The 17,777-nt window shown below is 38.4% G+C and carries 15 protein-coding genes; 3 read left to right on the plus strand and 12 right to left on the minus strand.

What is annotated here, in order from left to right; all coding sequences use genetic code 11:
- Positions 1-95: 95 nt before the first annotated feature.
- The 11 genes from ACUN24_RS06955 to ACUN24_RS07005 form a co-directional block, all read right to left on the minus strand.
- Complete coding sequence (locus ACUN24_RS06955) at positions 96-3,500, minus strand: glycosyltransferase (protein WP_445561828.1); 3,405 nt, start codon at positions 3,498-3,500, stop codon at positions 96-98.
- Between the two features lie 675 nt (positions 3,501-4,175).
- Positions 4,176-5,045, minus strand: coding sequence for a pirin family protein (locus ACUN24_RS06960; protein ID WP_445561829.1), 870 nt, complete (start codon positions 5,043-5,045; stop codon positions 4,176-4,178).
- A gap of 67 nt (positions 5,046-5,112) precedes the next feature.
- A complete protein-coding gene (locus tag ACUN24_RS06965; RefSeq protein ID WP_445561830.1) occupies positions 5,113-5,643 on the minus strand; it encodes a YceI family protein in 531 nt (176 codons plus the stop codon).
- A 226-nt stretch (positions 5,644-5,869) separates the two neighbouring features.
- Positions 5,870-6,457 (minus strand): Crp/Fnr family transcriptional regulator, encoded by a 588-nt coding sequence (locus ACUN24_RS06970; RefSeq protein WP_121284261.1) that lies wholly within the window; start codon positions 6,455-6,457, stop codon positions 5,870-5,872.
- A 12-nt stretch (positions 6,458-6,469) separates the two neighbouring features.
- Positions 6,470-6,751, minus strand: a complete 282-nt coding sequence (locus tag ACUN24_RS06975) for a FeoB-associated Cys-rich membrane protein (protein ID WP_445561831.1) — start codon at positions 6,749-6,751, stop codon at positions 6,470-6,472.
- Between the two features lie 503 nt (positions 6,752-7,254).
- On the minus strand, positions 7,255-8,439 hold the full coding sequence (locus ACUN24_RS06980) for a hypothetical protein (RefSeq protein WP_445561832.1): 1,185 nt from the start codon (positions 8,437-8,439) through the stop codon (positions 7,255-7,257).
- Between the two features lie 14 nt (positions 8,440-8,453).
- Positions 8,454-9,140 (minus strand): hypothetical protein, encoded by a 687-nt coding sequence (locus ACUN24_RS06985; RefSeq protein ID WP_445561833.1) that lies wholly within the window; start codon positions 9,138-9,140, stop codon positions 8,454-8,456.
- 11 nt (positions 9,141-9,151) lie between these two features.
- The gene (locus ACUN24_RS06990; RefSeq protein ID WP_445561834.1) at positions 9,152-9,979 is read right to left on the minus strand and encodes a type 1 glutamine amidotransferase; all 828 of its coding nucleotides are present in this window, start codon (positions 9,977-9,979) and stop codon (positions 9,152-9,154) included.
- A gap of 6 nt (positions 9,980-9,985) precedes the next feature.
- On the minus strand, positions 9,986-11,086 hold the full coding sequence (locus ACUN24_RS06995) for a carboxylate-amine ligase (protein ID WP_138819678.1): 1,101 nt from the start codon (positions 11,084-11,086) through the stop codon (positions 9,986-9,988).
- A gap of 27 nt (positions 11,087-11,113) precedes the next feature.
- Positions 11,114-12,187: an ATP-grasp domain-containing protein gene (locus tag ACUN24_RS07000; RefSeq protein WP_445561835.1), complete on the minus strand. Its 1,074-nt coding sequence runs from the start codon at positions 12,185-12,187 to the stop codon at positions 11,114-11,116.
- A gap of 125 nt (positions 12,188-12,312) precedes the next feature.
- Complete coding sequence (locus ACUN24_RS07005; protein WP_445561836.1) at positions 12,313-13,020, minus strand: esterase family protein; 708 nt, start codon at positions 13,018-13,020, stop codon at positions 12,313-12,315.
- Positions 13,021-13,199: 179 nt separating this feature from the next.
- Between ACUN24_RS07005 and ACUN24_RS07010 the strand changes: the two genes are divergently transcribed.
- Positions 13,200-14,012, plus strand: coding sequence for an alpha/beta hydrolase (locus ACUN24_RS07010; protein WP_445561837.1), 813 nt, complete (start codon positions 13,200-13,202; stop codon positions 14,010-14,012).
- 104 nt (positions 14,013-14,116) lie between these two features.
- Here the strand turns inward: ACUN24_RS07010 and ACUN24_RS07015 are convergent, their stop codons facing one another.
- Positions 14,117-14,794, minus strand: a complete 678-nt coding sequence (locus ACUN24_RS07015) for a TIGR02117 family protein (protein ID WP_445561838.1) — start codon at positions 14,792-14,794, stop codon at positions 14,117-14,119.
- 143 nt (positions 14,795-14,937) lie between these two features.
- Here ACUN24_RS07015 and ACUN24_RS07020 point away from each other — a divergent pair, with 143 nt between their 5' ends.
- Together ACUN24_RS07020 and typA are read left to right on the plus strand one after the other, a co-directional pair.
- The gene (locus tag ACUN24_RS07020; RefSeq protein WP_445561839.1) at positions 14,938-15,387 is read left to right on the plus strand and encodes a VOC family protein; all 450 of its coding nucleotides are present in this window, start codon (positions 14,938-14,940) and stop codon (positions 15,385-15,387) included.
- A gap of 258 nt (positions 15,388-15,645) precedes the next feature.
- A complete protein-coding gene (gene typA, locus ACUN24_RS07025) occupies positions 15,646-17,442 on the plus strand; it encodes a translational GTPase TypA (RefSeq protein ID WP_445561840.1) in 1,797 nt (598 codons plus the stop codon).
- Positions 17,443-17,777 lie beyond the last annotated feature (335 nt).

Genomic DNA, 17,777 nt, shown 5'->3' on the forward strand with positions numbered 1-17,777 from the left:
TGTTATTATATGAATGAATTGGGTAGCCAAAGAAGTCAAGTTTTTTATAACACATTGGCTATTAAAACTTGACTTCTTTTAGAGGATCGATTGTATTAGGCTATCTGTTCCTTAACATTTCCTGTTCTTTTTATTGTACCCCAGGTTTCCAGTTCGCCTTTTATTGCTTTTCTGAACGAACGGAAGAGCACAACATACATTAATTGTCTCCAGAAAAAACGCTGAGGGAAAATGTAAAGTAAATTGGTATACTTTTCTTTCTCCATCCGGAAAGCAATCGCAGCAAAGATCATGTCGACAATGATGAAGATAATGTAATAGAAGAGTACCTGGCCAAAACCATTATGAAGGCTTAAAATTCCCGAAAATCCGGTTAGCGTTAAATTATTAATGGCGCTTAGTGAAAAAATACCGCTGATTAAAGAAATGAGCATAAAAAGATCGGCAAGCGGCGAAAATAATGGTAAAATAATCTGATAGATCAAGATATTTGGCATTCCTACCATTCCAAAATAGCCATACTTCTTGTTAAGCAATGTTTTTCTGTTTTTCCAAAAACTTTGCATTACCCCAAAACTCCAGCGGAAACGTTGTTTTAGCAGCATATTTACTGTCTCTGGCGCTTCTGTATAGGCAATTGCACCATCACAGTTTTTAACTTTGTAACCTGCCCTTAAAATGCGCATGGTTAAATCACAATCTTCAGCGAGGGTATCGATCGTAAAACCACCGACTTCAAGGATGACATTTTTTCTAAAGGCACCTATTGCCCCTGGCACAACAGTAATCGTATTTAATAAATCGAAGGCCCTTCTATCCATATTTTGAGCTGTGATATATTCGATTGATTGCCATTTAGTAATGATGTTGTTGGCATTTCCAACTTTTACAGTTCCGGCTACAGCAGCTATTTTATCGTTATAGAAATAGCGCATGAGTTCAGTAACCGCATCGTCTTTTAATTGCGTATCGGCATCTATACAGACTACAAATTCAGAAGTAGCCTTTGATATCCCATAATTTAATGCAGATGCTTTACCTCCATTTTCTTTACGGAAAACCTTTACCATAGGGTGATTGCCAAAGTGTTCATTAATGATATCAAAGGTTTTATCTTTTGAGCCGTCATCTACAAAAATCAGTTCAAAATCAGGGTAAGTGGTTTTTAAAAGACTGTTAATGGTTTGAACTGCAGTAACTTCTTCATTGTAAGCCGGAATGATAATGCTTACCTTTTCTGTAGGATGCTGGATTAATTTACTCACATTGTGTTTTGCTCTTTTTCGCTGTCTGATGGCTAAATAAGCGATAAATATGGTCCTTAAGATCGCAAGAACAATTGCAACAGAAAATATTATGTTTAAAATCATGTTTCCGTAGTAAAAGAAATTGATGAAAAAGTAATCACCAGAGCCAGAAAAGCCACTGTTTGCGGTAGATTTTACTGCGGGCATGAGTTCTGATCTTTTTTTGCCCATTAAATCGCCAACCGTGGTAAATGTATAACCCTTTTCTTTAAAGAATTTTATAATACGGGGTAAAGCCGCAACAGTCGCTTCACGGTTTCCGCCGGCATCATGCAATAAAAGAATATTACCATTATCCTGTTGCTTCACTACTTCATTAAATATCTGATCGGCAGTTTTACCCGGCTGCCAATCTTCGGGATCGATATATTCACCGATATTGATGTAATTCTCTTTGCGGCTTTGAGCAACGGGTAAGATTTCAGAAATGTTTTGTGGCTCGGCATCGGCATTAAACGGAGCGCGGAAAAGGATTGTGCTGTGTCCGGTAACGGCCTCAATTAACCTACGGGTTGCATTCAGCTCAAATTTTACGCGTGTTGGGCCAATAGCCGACATATCCGGATGAAAAAAGGTATGGTTTCCAATTTCGTAACCATCATTATATTCCTGCCTTAACAATTCCATGTTCTTTTCAGCCATAATGCCAACCACAAAGAAACAGCCGGGTACTTTTTCCTTTTTCAAAATATTCAACACCTGTGGGGTATAAACAGGATCGGGACCATCATCAAAAGTTAAAGCGATTTTTTTGTCGGCCTCTCCGAATCTTTTAATTACGTATTGTTCCGGAAGTCTGATATACTTTTGATTGGCAATGGAGAAATTTTCTTTATTTAAAGTAAATCTTACGCTGCCCGGTGTAGGAGTAGAAATGAGATCCAGTATTTCTCCATCACCTAAATAGGAAATTCCGCCCATATTTAACGAAGCAATTTTGCGTAAATCGAAGGGCTTTTTCTTTAGTGTGTCCAGACTAAGATCATTAGAAATAAATGACCATAAACGTTTATCTTCTGAACCTAAACGCCATAAGGCTATACCCGCAATATCCCAATCATCAGCTTTTCGGATCAAATTAAAATAGGTTGCTGCGTCGGTAAAGTAAACTTCATGTTTAATCCCACTGCCATCGTTGTACGTGTAGTTTAAATTGGCAGAAGCTGGATCGTAGTTTATTTTACTTTTATAATTAACAGCCGTTGTCATGGCCTGCTCGTAAGTAACCGGTTGCCCAATTCTATTTTTTGGCCAATCATAACCGTAGCAAGCTAAGGCAAGGATTACTTTACCGGCATCAACTTTACTACAAATATCATCAAGTTTTTCTTCTACCCATTCTTGATGGGAAATATCGCCTGCATTACTTTGTTCGGTATGCTGATCATAAGCCATTACTACAAGGTAATCGTTGTAATTTTGAAGGATTTCTGGCTTATAATCGTCGTTTTCGGGTGAAATATCCTGAGAAACAATCAGTTTTTTGGCATGAAACTGAGTATATAGATTCTTCATAAAAGCATTAAAACCATCGTTATTTTGGAGGTTTAGTTCTTCAAAATCTATGTTGATCCCACTATAGCCATATTTTTTGGTAATTGCTATTAGATCGTTGATCAGTTTTTGCTGAGCAGGTTGATCATTTAATAATCTTCTTACTGCTGCACCATCCCAATGGTCTTTATTGTAATTTGAAACAACTGCAAGAGCCGATTTTTTGCCGGCATGTATTACTTTTAACGCCGCTGTATCTGCCTTATCTACAATAGAATCACCATTTAAAAAGAACGATTCTGTCGCTACCATATCTAAATGACTAATATTGCGTTTTAAATCTGATATAGATGCGTCTTTACTTCCTGCCCAACTCACGTAAAAGGCCATATTGATGCGCTTATTGTTGCCACGATGGGTTAAAATGCGGTGTTCACGATCTTTTTTGATCTTTTGCAGCTTAGATTTTTCGATGGTGAAATCTTTATACCGTTGCGATTTTTTTAACTTCTCTAATTGTTTTTGTGTTAATGGCGTATTTGTATTGATAAAAGGCAAATTGGGTGCCTGTACTGAAGACAGTGTGTACGCTACGCAGATGATTGCGATAATGAAGACTAAAAAAAAACTACGGCTTACCCATGTAAATGCATGCCAGCGTCTTTTAGTCTCAGTTTGAAATATTTGTTTTCCGGACATTTTTCTTTTCTGATTTATTAATCAAATGTCACTAACGAGTATGAAGATTGGATGAATGATTTAAAATTAAGCGCTGCGAGATTAGATCGTTAGTTCTTCTCTAAGATACTAATTTATTGGTCTGTTTATCAGTTGAAAAATGAACTTTCGGATAGGAGGTACGATGGCTGAAGCGTACAAGCGCAGCAAAGGAATAAACGATGTTTCTTACACGGTACTTGCGCTCCTAAAACCATTTTCACAAAAAAAAATGTGCCTACGCTATCGGATAAAAGGTTTTTAGGAAATGTACAGTTCTGTGCTTATGGAGGACTGCAGCCCCGCTATCCCTACTTCCGATAGAAAAAATCGGCATTCGTACTATCGGGTTTAGATGATTCCTGTTCTTGCTAATATGAGGGGTTTCCCTTCCAAAGGCTCAGCCAGTTTAGCCCTTGGCGGAGCGGTACCCTGCAGGCCCGGAGGTACGACGGCCGAAGCGTACAAGCATAGCAAAGGAACAAACGATGTTTCTTGCACAGTCCTTGCGCTCCTAAAACCATTTTTCATAAAGCAATAATTGGACTCTCTTTTAATATAAAGTCACAAAAAAGCCGACAATTACAAAAATGTCAGCTAATTTTATCTATTCAGTATGATGGATACTGAAGCAAGTTCAGCATTAAGATTTTCCTTTTACTCTTCTAAATAACCAAACCTGCCTTGGTTATAATCTTCAATGGCCTGATGGATTTCGGCTTCAGTATTCATTAAAAATGGACCGTACTGAGCAACTGGTTCGTTGATTGGTTCTCCGCTCAAAACTAAAATTACACTGTTTTCTAAAGCTTCGATGTTAATTTCTGTGCCTTGGTTGCTGAAGTGGACAAAATTATCTGCTATTGCAGTTTCCGATGCGTTTATTTTAATCGAGCCTTCAATCACCATAAATCCCGTATTAAAATTCTCAGGGAAGTTAAACGTAACTTCGCCACCCTTCTTTAGCCGGGCATTATACACTTCAATAGGACTAAAAGTGTTTGCATTGCCTTTTATGCCTTTATAATTACCTGCAATAATTTCAACTTTTCCTCCATTCTCCGGTAAATCAAAATGAGCCATATCTGCCTGCTTAATTGCCTGATATCTTGGTTTACCCATTTTATCCTTCGCAGGAAGATTAACCCAAAGCTGAACCATTTGAAATGGGCCGCCATTCAGGCTGTATTGTTCTTCGTGATATTCTTTGTGTAATATGCCGCTCGCGGCAGTCATCCATTGTACATCGCCGGGATAAATTACTCCACTGTTTCCAGAGCTATCGTGATGGGCAACCGCGCCGTGATAGGCAATCGTTACCGTTTCGAAGCCCCGATGGGGGTGAACACCAACGCCCCGCGGTTCTTTCCTCGCTGAAAATTCGATCTTTGAGCCATAATCCATCAGGAAAAAAGGACTCATATTGATTTGATATCCGCTTGGAAAAAAATTGTGTACCCTAAACCCATCGCCAACCATATGTGGCGCCGGAGCTTTTAGTACTTTTTCTATTTGTTTTGTTTCCATTACCTTTTATAGTTAGATAAGGCATGGGGCTAAGCGCATAGTGCCGCCATACGCTTAGCTCTACGCGCTACGCTTGTTTCACAAACTGTAATTCGCCTAAAATGCGAACTTCTTCACTTACCATTACGCCACCAGTTTCTAGTGCAGCATTCCATGTTAAACCGAATTCAGAACGGTTAATTTTTCCACTTAAGGTAAAACCTGCTTTGGTATTTCCCCATGGATCGGTAGCAATGCCACCAAATTCTGCGGTTAATTTTACAGGTTTAGTTTCGCCTTTAATGGTTAAATCGCCTTTAACGATATAATCGCCGCCATCTTTTTCTACTGAACTGGATTTAAATTCGATGTGTGCAAAATTTTCTGCATCGAAAAAATCACCACTTTTTAAATGGTTATCACGGTCAGTATTTCCGGTGTCAAGTGAGCCTATATCACCTTTGAAAGAAATCTCTGCATTTTCAAATTCATCACCTTCAGACAATAATTCTGCTGAAAAAGATTTTAAACTACCTGTTACAGTAGTAATCATTAAGTGTTTTACTTTAAATTGTAATTCGCTGTGGGTTGGATCTAATGTCCATTTCTGTTGTGCCATATCTTTTGTTTTTTGAGCTGTTTAATATTAACAACACAAAAGTACAGCGCAGGTTTTTATTAGATATTGATGTATGGTAAGAAAGAGAAATAATTGAATGAGAGAAGGGTAGATTGATGGAATAATAGAATGATGGAATGAGAGAAGGATTGAATGTTGCAAAGTTTTGATGTCAGATTTGAATAAGCCCTTCACTCATTCAAAATTCATTCACTCAAAATTAAGGCTAAGGTCTGAAATGTTTATTCGCAAGTTCCTTTCTCACGCGGCTAAGCGATTCGGGTGTAATGCCCAGATAGGATGCAATCATCCATTGTGGTACACGGAGCGTAAGGTTAGGGTAAAGTTTAATAAAATCGAGGTATCTTTCTTCCGCTGTTGCGCTTAATAACATGTTAATTCTTTTCTGCATAAAGCGGATCGAATTATTTAACAGTTTGATTTGCATGGGCTGTAAGCAAGGTACCTTTCTGGCCGCTTCTTCCATGAAATTATTAGGCATTAATACCGCTTCGGTTGTTTCAATAGCATCGATAAAGAATATTGATGGCTCATTGTTCATGTTGTTACGATCAGAAACCAGCCAGTTTTCTGGGGCGAACTGAAGAATGTGTTCTTTACCTTTTGCATCAATTGAATAGGCACGCAACAAACCTTTGCCCACAAAATATCCGTGTTTGAAATTATCACCGGTATACTGAACTATTTCGTTTTTCTCGAATTTTTTAATCTTTAAAACAGACGATATGCTTTCGAACTGTTCATCAGTGATCTCTATTTTTTCCTGTAAGTATTTTTGGAACTGATGAATCATAAATGTGGGATACTATTTTTTTACGGGCTTAATATCGGAAAAATCTACACCACATTTGCAATTACCACCACATCCATCTTTTTTTACCTGTAAAGATTTAAACACCAAACGGCCAACATATACCAATGCTACCGCAAAAAGTAAAAAGACTAAAATCGTTTGAATATCCATAATACAAATATAAGGGCTTTTAGTGTTTTGGTGTTCAGATGAATGTAAATATATTAGAGTATTATCAATAGTTAACCGCAAAGTGCGCAAAGCATTTCGCAAAGAAACGCTAAGTTTTACCACAGAGATAACCGAGTTTTACACGGAGTTAACAGAGCGGATTTTGAGGTGTTTTGCCACTGATTGACAGAATAAGCAAAGCGATTGTATCGTTCGTTTTTTATTTAATACATTTTACCACCGAGATAACTGAGTTTTACACAGAGGACACAGAGGGGGGTGAGATATTTTGCCACGGATTCACAGAAAACACGTAAGGATTGTATCGTTGTCTACTATTCTTTTTTCTTTAGCAGGTTTTTACCACAACAGAAAGCAAATTTTATACTGGGGTTATTTAGCATAGTTTTCCGTGCCATTTGTGTTTCCGTGGCTAAATGATTATTGAATTAATAATTGTTTATGTTCGTGGAGACACGAACCTTGGCTTAAGAAAGATCATTCTCTGTGATCCTCTGTGCCTCTTCTCTGCGCACTCGGTGGTTGCCTTCGACTTCGCTCAGGCTGACAAAAGTATGTCTGCTTTACGGTCTTCCCTTGGTCCTCTTTGAGTTCAGAGCGGAGAACTATTCCATAAAGCCTATTGTACCGCCAACCCAATCAAAGTCAGCATTGTAACGTACACCAATCATTTTTCCTTTGCTTAACCTTGCCAGGTTAATACAAAGCTGAGGCTCACCACCGTCAGGCCATAAATACATCATCCTGATTTCGGCTTTTACCCCACCATCCGGCGCCTGAACGGCTGGTTCGTAATGTACTTTCCGCTGCAAAATCCAGTTTTCAGGATCTTTGATATTGGAAATGTCCGCTTCGCTTACATCAATAATAACGCCCATGCCGGCGAAGGAAAATAGAGGCTTTAATACATAGTTTTCTAAATCGCCGGGAATCGTTTTTACTTCATTTAAAAAACGTGTTTCGGGTACAAATTCGCTTTTTAAAAACGGCATGGTGTATTTGCTGATCCGGTAAAACCAATTGGGATGTGTTACCCATTCGATATCCAGTTCGTCGCGTGGATCGAAACTGTTGTTAAAAATTTCGGCGTTATCGGCAACTTCATCAAAAATTAAACGGTTATAAATTCTTTTTAACTGGATCTGCTGGCCATCTTTTTCATAAAACAGTTGATTGCCAACTTTTTTAATGTCTTCGAGCGCCAAAATCTTGATACCCAATAATTTTTGTGTCACAAAAAAATCGATGGCGGTTTTTTGATTAGGTGCATCAACATCCATCAAAGCCACCTCTTCTGGTTGGTGTTTTCCGATAATGACTTCTTTAAGCAGTTTAATGTATTTTTCTTCGTTAAAGCCGTTTAAAAAATAATTTAGGGAAGAATCTATGTCGAAATTGCTCTTAAAAGTTTTAGCCAAATGATGCTGAAAGCCATATAGTGAGGGGAAACCCTGCATTTCGATCAACATAGGAGTGAGTTCTCCGTTTTTATCTTTACAAATGCCGAAATCAAAAGTTAAAAAATGAGGTTGCTCATTTTCATTTGGAACATTCCAGTCTGTTGGAATTGCTTTTTGAGTAAGCGCTTTGAAATTGGGTTGTTTAATCAGGTTTATAATTTCTTCACCTGCTGCAATTAATTTTTCTTTCAACGCTTTCGGAACAAAAATAGGGGTTTCTGCGACCCGGAAAGGAATTGAGGGATATCCATTTTGCAATTGAGTAAGGAAGTTTTTGTACTTCTCGTCTGTAAATTGCTGGTTGTATTTTTGGCGTTGTGAGCGTATCATGTACAATGTGTTATTTAGATTTTGCTAAGTAATGCGTCTTTATGTAGTTCCGCCAGTTTTAAATCCAAATCTGACATAAAACTGCATTGAATTATTTTTACGATTTCATTCCTGTTGATGGTGTTAGGATTTCTTCTCACTTGCATATAATGGTCTCTTGTAATTTTCATAGTGAGTTCGCCAATTGAGATATATTCAATCTCCTGACGGAGCTTCATTGCTACCCAGTTAAAAATCAAACAAGTCAAAACCCCTGTCAAAGCAAATTTCCAGTTAAAGAAAAAAGCTGCCAATGAGATTATAAAACCACCAATAATTAAAAGTATTAGCCAAGTTTTCATGGTTAAAAAATTAACTGGTATACCTAGTTCTTTTTTAAATGCCTTTATTTTCTTCCTGCGACCAATTCTAGGGAAAACTTCATCAAGGCGAGTCTTAGGGGTTATGCTTTCTCTATCAATTTTTTGTGAAACAGCGATGGCACTTCGGATCTTATAAAAGGCTTGTTGAGAGGTACAACTTTCTTCATTCTCATAAGGAATGTTGTCTTGGAAGACCTGGCAGATATCTCCAAATGTTTTTGTTTCTGAAAAAGAATCAGATGCAATATTCAGCTCGAAAGCTTTTGCCAGGTAGCCTAATGTATCTTCTACATCCTGTAATTCGATATCTTGTAGCTTGTAGTCTTCTAGCGCTTTCATGAGTGTTAGTTCTATGCTTCCTGTAAATTCCCTATCGCTTTATTTAAGAAATTAGGTAAAATAACACTTTGCGTAAGCACAATCCTTGCCGGATCGTCTAAACTGTTTAACATATCCAGGTATTTTTGTTCGCCATGCATGTCAACAATTGCTTTTTTCTTTTCTTCCTGAAGCAAGTACATTTTCATGCCCACCGGATCGGCCTCGGGATGGAATTGTGTACCGATAATTTCATCTGAAAAGCGGATCGACATCATACAGCGTTCCAGATCAACATGTTTACGCTCCTTTTCGATGGCCAATAGTTTTGCGCCTTTTTTCTCAAAAGCTGCAAAGTCTGGCTCGATCACCTGCCAATCACGGCTATCAACAGAAAAGAAAGGATTGGTGATGCCGTTAAAAATTTCGTCTCTTTCTCCATCTTCAGTCAAGGTAATCGGGAAAATCCCAAAAGCATTAGACCGTCTTTCGGTTACATTGCCCAATTCATACTTTCTACAAGCCAATTGAAAGGAATGGCAAATTAAAAAGGCGTACTTTTTTCTTTCGTCATTTTTATGGTTAAAAGCTTCTATCTGATCTAAGAGATTAAAGAAATCATTTTCCCATTGTTCGCCTTTACTTTCAATTGGGCTCCCTGGTCCACCGCTAGAAATATAAGCATCGTAACCAATGTCTGGCATTTCGCCTTTTTGCCTTAAATCAAAAATATCAAAGCTTAAATCAATATTATTTTCATTTTTAAAACGGGATAAAATTTCCTGAATTCCCCGCATACCCTGATTAGGTGCGCCGTTATTCATGTCAATAACGGCTACCTTTAAGCTTCTTTTATCCATTTTAAATTACTTTGCGCCTATAAGTGTTTGAGTGGTAATGTAATCTACCACGGCCTCAAAGTTACCAGTTTGCTGGTAAACAGCCAACTGTCTGTCTGCTCCGGTACCATGCTCCAGGATTTTATGCACATAACTAATGTCTTCGCGGCAGCCCAAATCATCCACTACGTCATCTACAAAATCCAGTAATTCTAAAACAAGGTTCCGGCAGTTTACTTCCATTTCTTTACCAAAATCGATCAAATTGCCATCAATCCCATAACGTGCAGCCCGCCATTTGTTTTCGTTGATCAATGCTCTTGAATAACTGATAAACTCCATATTCTGCAAACGCAGTTTATACAGTTTAGCACATAAAGCCTGAAATAATGCTGTAAAAGCCATGGTTTCATCAATCAGCATCGGGCAATCGCATATTCTGAATTCTACGGTATCAAAAAATGGATGTACGCGGATGTCCCACCAGATCTTTTTGGCGTTATCCATGCAATTGGTTTTGATGAGCAGTTTTACATAATTGTCATAATCCTCAATGCTATTAAAGATATCCGGGATGCCTGTACGTGGGAATTTATCGAAAATTTTAGTACGGAACGATTTGTAACCTGTGTTCCGCGATTCCCAGAAAGGCGAATTGGTTGATAAAGCAAAAACATGCGGTAAAAAATACCTCACCTGATTGGCGATGTGAATAGCCAGTTCGCGCGATTGGAAGCCTACATGTACGTGCAAGCCAAAAATAAGGTTAGAACGTGCAGCCTCCTGTAATTCGTTCACAATCTCGTTATAACGGGGATGTTCAGTAATTAACTGTTTTTCCCAGTGTGAGAAGGGATGCGTACCAGCAGCTCCAATCCTTAAGCCTTGTTCTCCGGCAAGCTGCGATACGGTATAACGCAGTTGAGAAATCTCTTTGCGCGCTTCTGTAGTGGTTTTACAAATACCGGTTCCAACTTCTACTACTGCCTGGTGCATTTCTGCTTTAACCTGGTCTTTGTGAATCTTTTGGGCAGCTTCAACAATTTTTTGATCGTGGGAAGTAAGCTCTCTGGTAACGGGATCAATTACCATGTACTCTTCTTCTATGCCCAGCGTAAACTCATTCATGTTATTTGATTAGAATTTAAATCCCAATTATTTTTTTGCTGCTGCCTTTTTAGGCTTTGCAGGCGCTTTATCTGTTGTTGCAGTTTTAGCCTTTTCAGTAGTGGTAACTTTCTTTGGTGCGGCTACTTTAGCAACAGTTGAGTTAGTTATTAATGGTTTACCACCAACTGACGATTTGATGTATTCGCCCCAGGTTAAATTGTCTTGTCCGTCTTTTTGTGCTTTAGCCCTTTCTATGGCATAATTTGCAGTTGTTTCTACTACCCAGTCAAAATTCTCCTGACCAACACTTTTGATGTCTGCATCCGGAGCAGGGTTACAGAAATCGATTGCGATTGGCACTCCATCACGCACAGCGAATTCAACAGTATTGAAATCGTATCCCAGGTATTTGCATAGCTTCAGGGTGTATTCTTCTACTGTTTTAAGCAATTTCAGATCCGGTGATTTACCTTCCGTTGCATAGCGTAAATGATGTGGATTGCGGGGATCGTACTGCATAATACGAACGTATTTACCGCCTATACAATAACACCTAAAGTATTCTTCGAAAATAATTTCTTCCTGCAAAAGCATTACCAGTTGTTGGGTGCCGCTGTGTTTATCAAAAAAATCTTCTTTATCATGAAGTTTATAAACATCTCTCCAGCCACCACCATCGTAAGGTTTCATATAGGCAGGAAAACCAGTATACTCGAAAATGGCATCCCAGTCTAGAGGCATGGTGAGATTCGAAAACGATTCTCCGGTAGTTCCTGTAGGATGCTCTCTTGAAGGTATTAATGCTGTTTTGGGCACGGGTACGCCAATCTGTTCGGCCAGCGCGTTATTGAAAAATTTTTCATCGGCACTCCACCAAAATGGGTTGTTGATTACGGCAGTTCCGGTAATTGCAGCATTTTTTAATGAGGCGCGATAAAAAGGTACATCCTGCGAAATGCGGTCAATGATAACCGAATAGCCAAGGGGTACATTCTGAAATATTTTATCGATTTTAACAGCTTCTGCGGTAATGCCTTTTTCTGCTTTTTGATTGATCCTTTCGATTACGGCTTCAGGAAAAGAACGCTCCTGTCCGAATAAAATCCCTATTTTTTTCATTGGTAAATTTTAAATTTTAATTGTTTAAGCATTATGGTTAATTGCTTAACTGGTTAATCGATTAATTGTTTGATGATTATATCCTAAATCGACTCGGGTCTTAAGATTGCCGACTTTAGACTAAACTAAAGCTGTGCAATATAATTCGGGAACATCTCTCTCCAGATTGGCCAGTCGTGGTCAGCATTTTGCCTGATATCCAGCCAATGATCGATGCCTTTTTTGTTTAAGATATCTGATAAACGCTCATTATCTGGTTTGCACATGTCGCGGTCGGTTGTACCCAACACAATTTTCATGTAATGCAGTTCTGGGTTGCTGTTGTTTAAAAGGTTATCTACAGGATTATTGAAATAAACATCATCGTTGTAAAAGCCGTCAAGTTGGCCGGAGATATCGAAAGCGCCACTCATACTAAACATATGGCTAACCAACCAGGGATGCCGGAAAGCAAAATTTGCAGCATGATAACCACCAAAACTGCAGCCAGCCGTAATAATTTTACTATGCCCGGTTTCGTGCCTGGCCAGCGGGGCTACCTCTTCCAGTAAATATTTATCGTACCAGATGTGGTTTTTAACCCGTTCTGCAGGATGGATACTTTTGTTGTACCAACTCAATTTGTCAACGCCATCAGGGCAATAAATTTTGATTTTTCCTTCGTTGATAAATCCCTCAACAGAATCTATCAATTTGAAATCTTTAGTTTCAAAATATCGACCCATACTTGTTGGGAACAGTAGGACAGGTATACCACCGTGACCAAAGATGAGCATGTCGATTTCGCCGTTTAAATTCGGACTATACCATTTCTTATGTTCTTCTTTAACCATAATAAAAATTGAATGATTAAGGTATAAATTAAAATTTACAAAAGGAATTGTTTAAAGAGTAAAATAATACAAATTAAACGCTATTGTAAAAATTAACCCATGATAATTAATAGTTTACAGAGATTTGTACCTTTGCAGCCTAATTCTGAGGCAATAGCCACGTGATAGGGGATTTGATTATGATGTACACCACAATTTTATCGGTAAAAGTTAACACCAGCAACTTTAAAATACCCTCTGCTTATTTAAAGCATGAGGTAGAAATAGATATTTATACACCTGAAGGTATTTTAGGAAACGAGAAAATAGAGCTTCTTTTATTAAATGACGGACAGGATGTGGCCAAAATGAATTTCCGCCGGATTTTGGAAGAAGCGCACCATGGTAAAAGAAACCATAGGTTAATTGTTGTGGCCATTAAGGCTTCGGAAGAACGACTGATGGAGTATGGTGTTGCGGGCGTTCCTGATTTTAAAGGCCGGGGTGCAAAGGCTGACTTATACACCGATTTTGTGATCAAGGAACTTTTACCTTTCGTTAAAAAGAAAATTGCGATGCCGATAACAGGCAAGGTGGGTTTTGCAGGATTTTCTTTGGGTGGTTTATCTGCGTTTGATATTGCCTGGAATAATCCTTCGGCTTTTGATGCTATCGGTGTTTTTTCGGGTGCATTCTGGTGGAGAAAAAAAGACCTGGCCGAGGGTTATACCGATGCCGACCGCATTATGCACCAGCAGCTGGAAAATACTTCTACCAAGCCGGATATGAAATTCTGGTTGATGACGGGAACAGAAGACGAAAAGGCCGACAGGAATAAAAATATGATCATCGATTCGATAGATGATACCATTGATGTTGTTAAAATCCTCCTGAATAAAGGTTATAAAAGACCCGAAAATGTTTTTTATTATGAAAAAGTTGGTGGCAAACACGATGTTCCAACATGGGAAAGTGTAATGCCAGCCTTTTTAGATTGGGCATTTGAGGTTTAGTGATAGAATCGATTAGTATGGTCGTCATTCCCGCGCATGCGGGAATCGTAATACAAGCGCTTTAAGATTCCCAATCGAGTTGGGAATGACGATCGTTCGCATGGCTATTTATACTTCAAAAAAATACCGGTATCAAATATCGTCCATAAACAACTGCGTTGACCGCAGGATTTTAAAGCCGCATTTGCCCAGGTATTACAGGTTTTTAAAACGCTGTAACTCCCCTCTGCTTCATAAAACGCATCACCAATATCATAATGGATGTTTGATTTCACATTGATCAAATGGCCTGCTGCATCTTTTTTGAAACTATTTAAGATATACTCAATAAGTTGTTTGTATTGTGCATGGCTAATCATAATTTTTTTGCAGCTGGCATCTTCCCGTATGTTTTTGTAATAAGTGGTGTGCATTGCCGATGTACTTAATCCGGATATTGCCCTTAGACCATTGCTTAGTTTAAGGTCAGAAAATTCCGGCGTTTCGAGGTAGAATTTTTTATCACCCCAGCCTATAGCCAGGAATTGATAAGTGCTATCAGCTTCAAGCGTATTTTGATAATTGATTTCTTTTGTCCAGTTGATCTGTTCGGTGACCGCAGGAAGCACAATATCTGTATGTACGCCATTTGTCATAACATAAATGGCAATTTCTTTTGGGTTTGTTGGATTGGCATTTACGGTAATACGTGAGCAGCAAAAAGCAGTGAGGAAGTAAATCCCAATCAATGCGATAAAAGCCATTAAAAACCTGCCTGTATACTTTAAAACCTTTTTATTCATTCCGATCTATTTGTTTACGATTAATACGCCAGCGGCATTTTTGGTAACCCAATCTGCTGAATAATTTTGTCTATCGATTTTATTGATGGCAGTATCGAAAAACATGATTTTTTGTGGCTTTAACTTATTCCTATCTTAACAACATGATAAAAGGATTATTTGAAACACATATTTACGTAGAGAACTTAGAAAGATCGATCGAATTTTATAGTAATGTTTTAGGTTTAACACAATGCCATTATGAAGAAGAACGCAGAATTGCCTTTTTCTGGATCGGCAAACCCCGGGAAGCCATGTTGGGGATTTGGGAAAAACCAAAAACCGAAATTGATATCAGGCATTTTACATTCCGTTGTGAGGTGGATGATGTGCTGAATAAATCAGTTCAATATCTCGAATCTAAAGGCCTTCAGCCTTATAATTTTCTTAAAAGTGGAAATCAAGAACCTATGGTTTTCGCCTGGATGCCGGCTTTAGCTATTTATTTTAACGATCCTGATGGGCATGCATTGGAGTTTATTGCCATTTTGGAAGGAGAAGCGAAGCCGGAACTGGGGGTGATTTCTTATTCGGAATGGATGAGCGCTAATTAAGGCTGATTAGCACTTGGTTTGAAAACATTAATAGTATGAGTAGCCGAGTGATTTAAACCCGATGGAAACGGCAGCTCCGAATTTTTTATGAGGACTATAGTGCACAGCGGGGCCGAAGCCAACCTAAGTGCTACTACAATTGCTTTTCTAATTAAAGATGAGATAATTACAACATTATCATAGCATTAAATAGTGATTCATATAGTAGAATTCCCATTTTTAAACACTATCTTTGCGCCAAATTTATAGGCGCATTTTATGCAAAAGATTAGAAATATAGCTATTATAGCACACGTTGACCACGGTAAAACCACTTTGGTTGATAAAATTTTACACTCTTGTTCTGTTTTTCGTGATAATGAACAAAAAGGAGAATTAATACTAGATAACAACGATTTAGAGCGTGAACGTGGGATCACTATCGTATCTAAAAACGTATCGGTACAATATAAAGATGTAAAAATTAACATCATTGATACTCCTGGTCACGCGGATTTCGGCGGTGAGGTTGAGCGTGTATTAAAAATGGCTGATGGTGTACTTTTACTTTGCGACGCTTTTGAAGGTGCAATGCCTCAAACACGTTTCGTAACGCAAAAAGCTTTGGCATTAGGTTTAAAACCAATCGTGGTTGTAAACAAGGTGGATAAAGAAAACTGTCGCCCGGAAGAGGTTTACGAGCAAATTTTCGAATTGTTCTTTAACCTTGAGGCAACTGAAGATCAATTGGATTTCCCGGTAATTTACGGTTCATCTAAACAAGGATGGATGAGTACTGACTGGCAGAAGCCAACTACAGATATTTTCGCATTGTTAGATGCGGTTGTGGCTAATATTCCACCTGCACCAATTAACGATGGAACTTTACAAATGCAAATTACTTCGTTAGATTATTCTTCTTTCGTAGGTCGTATTGCAATCGGTCGTGTTCACCGTGGTACAATTAAAGAAAACCAACCGGTTACTTTAATTAAACGTGATGGCAAAATCGTTAAAACAAGAGTTAAAGAACTTTATACTTTCGAAGGTTTAGGAAAAATCCGTACTCAGGAAGTTGGTTCTGGCGATATTTGTGCAGTTGTGGGTATTGATGGTTTTGATATTGGTGATACCATCGCTGATTTCGAGGCGCCAGAGCAATTACCAGTGATTAGCATTGATGAGCCAACAATGAATATGTTGTTCACCATTAACAACTCCCCATTCTTTGGTAAAGAAGGTAAATTAGTTACTTCTCAACGTATCAAAGATCGTTTGATGAAAGAAATGGAAAAAAATCTTGCACTTAAAGTTGTTGAAACCCAAGGCGCAGATTCATGGTTAGTTTATGGCCGTGGTATTCTCCATTTATCGGTATTAATCGAAACGATGCGTCGTGAAGGTTACGAGTTACAAGTTGGTCAGCCACAGGTTATCGTTAAAGAAATCGATGGTAAAAAACATGAGCCAATTGAAACTTTAATCGTTGATGTACCAGGTGAGGTTTCTGGTAAAGTAATTGAATTGGTAACCCAACGTAAAGGTGAGTTGCTGATTATGGAGCCAAAAGGGGATTTACAACATTTAGAATTCGAAATTCCGTCTCGCGGTATTATCGGTTTACGTAACAACGTATTAACTGCTACTGCTGGTGAAGCGATTATGGCTCACCGTTTCAAAGCTTACGAGCCTTGGAAAGGTGTAATTCCTGGTCGCTTGAATGGCGTTTTAATCTCTATGGATAAAGGTATGACTACTGCTTATTCTATTGATAAATTACAGGATAGAGGTCGTTTCTTTGTAGATCCAGGAACTGATATTTACGAAGGTCAGATTTTAGGAGAGCACATCCGCGATAACGATTTAGTTATTAACATCGTTAAAGGAAAAGCATTAACCAACATGCGTGCTTCTGGTACAGATGATAATGCTCGTATCGCACCTGCAATTAAATTCTCGTTGGAAGAGGCTATGGAATATATCCAGGCTGATGAGTATATCGAAGTTACGCCGCAAAGCATGCGTTTACGTAAAATTCTTTTAACAGAGCAGCAACGTAAAAATAACGGTAGATAGTACACTTAACCCCTAAATCCCCTAAAGGAGGATTTATAATATAGCTTACTAAAGCCTCGATGTAAATCGGGGCTTTTTTGCGTTTTACCAATTAGTATTAATAATAGAGCATAACAAATTGCTGTCTGTTTTACCACCTGAGGCATCTAAGAACATCTGAGCTGGGTGTCTATTTCTAGTGTGAACTAAGATGGCTTAGGTGGTCAGAAATAGAAAAACAAGTTTGCTTTTTGTTTAATCAAGTCTAGGGCGAATTTAGGAGGTGTAAAAATAATTAGGAAAGCAATTTGAATACCTTTTTTAAAGTCAGTCCTTCTTTTCGCTAAATCCCCGAT

The sequence above is a fragment of the Pedobacter sp. WC2501 genome, assembly GCF_052682415.1.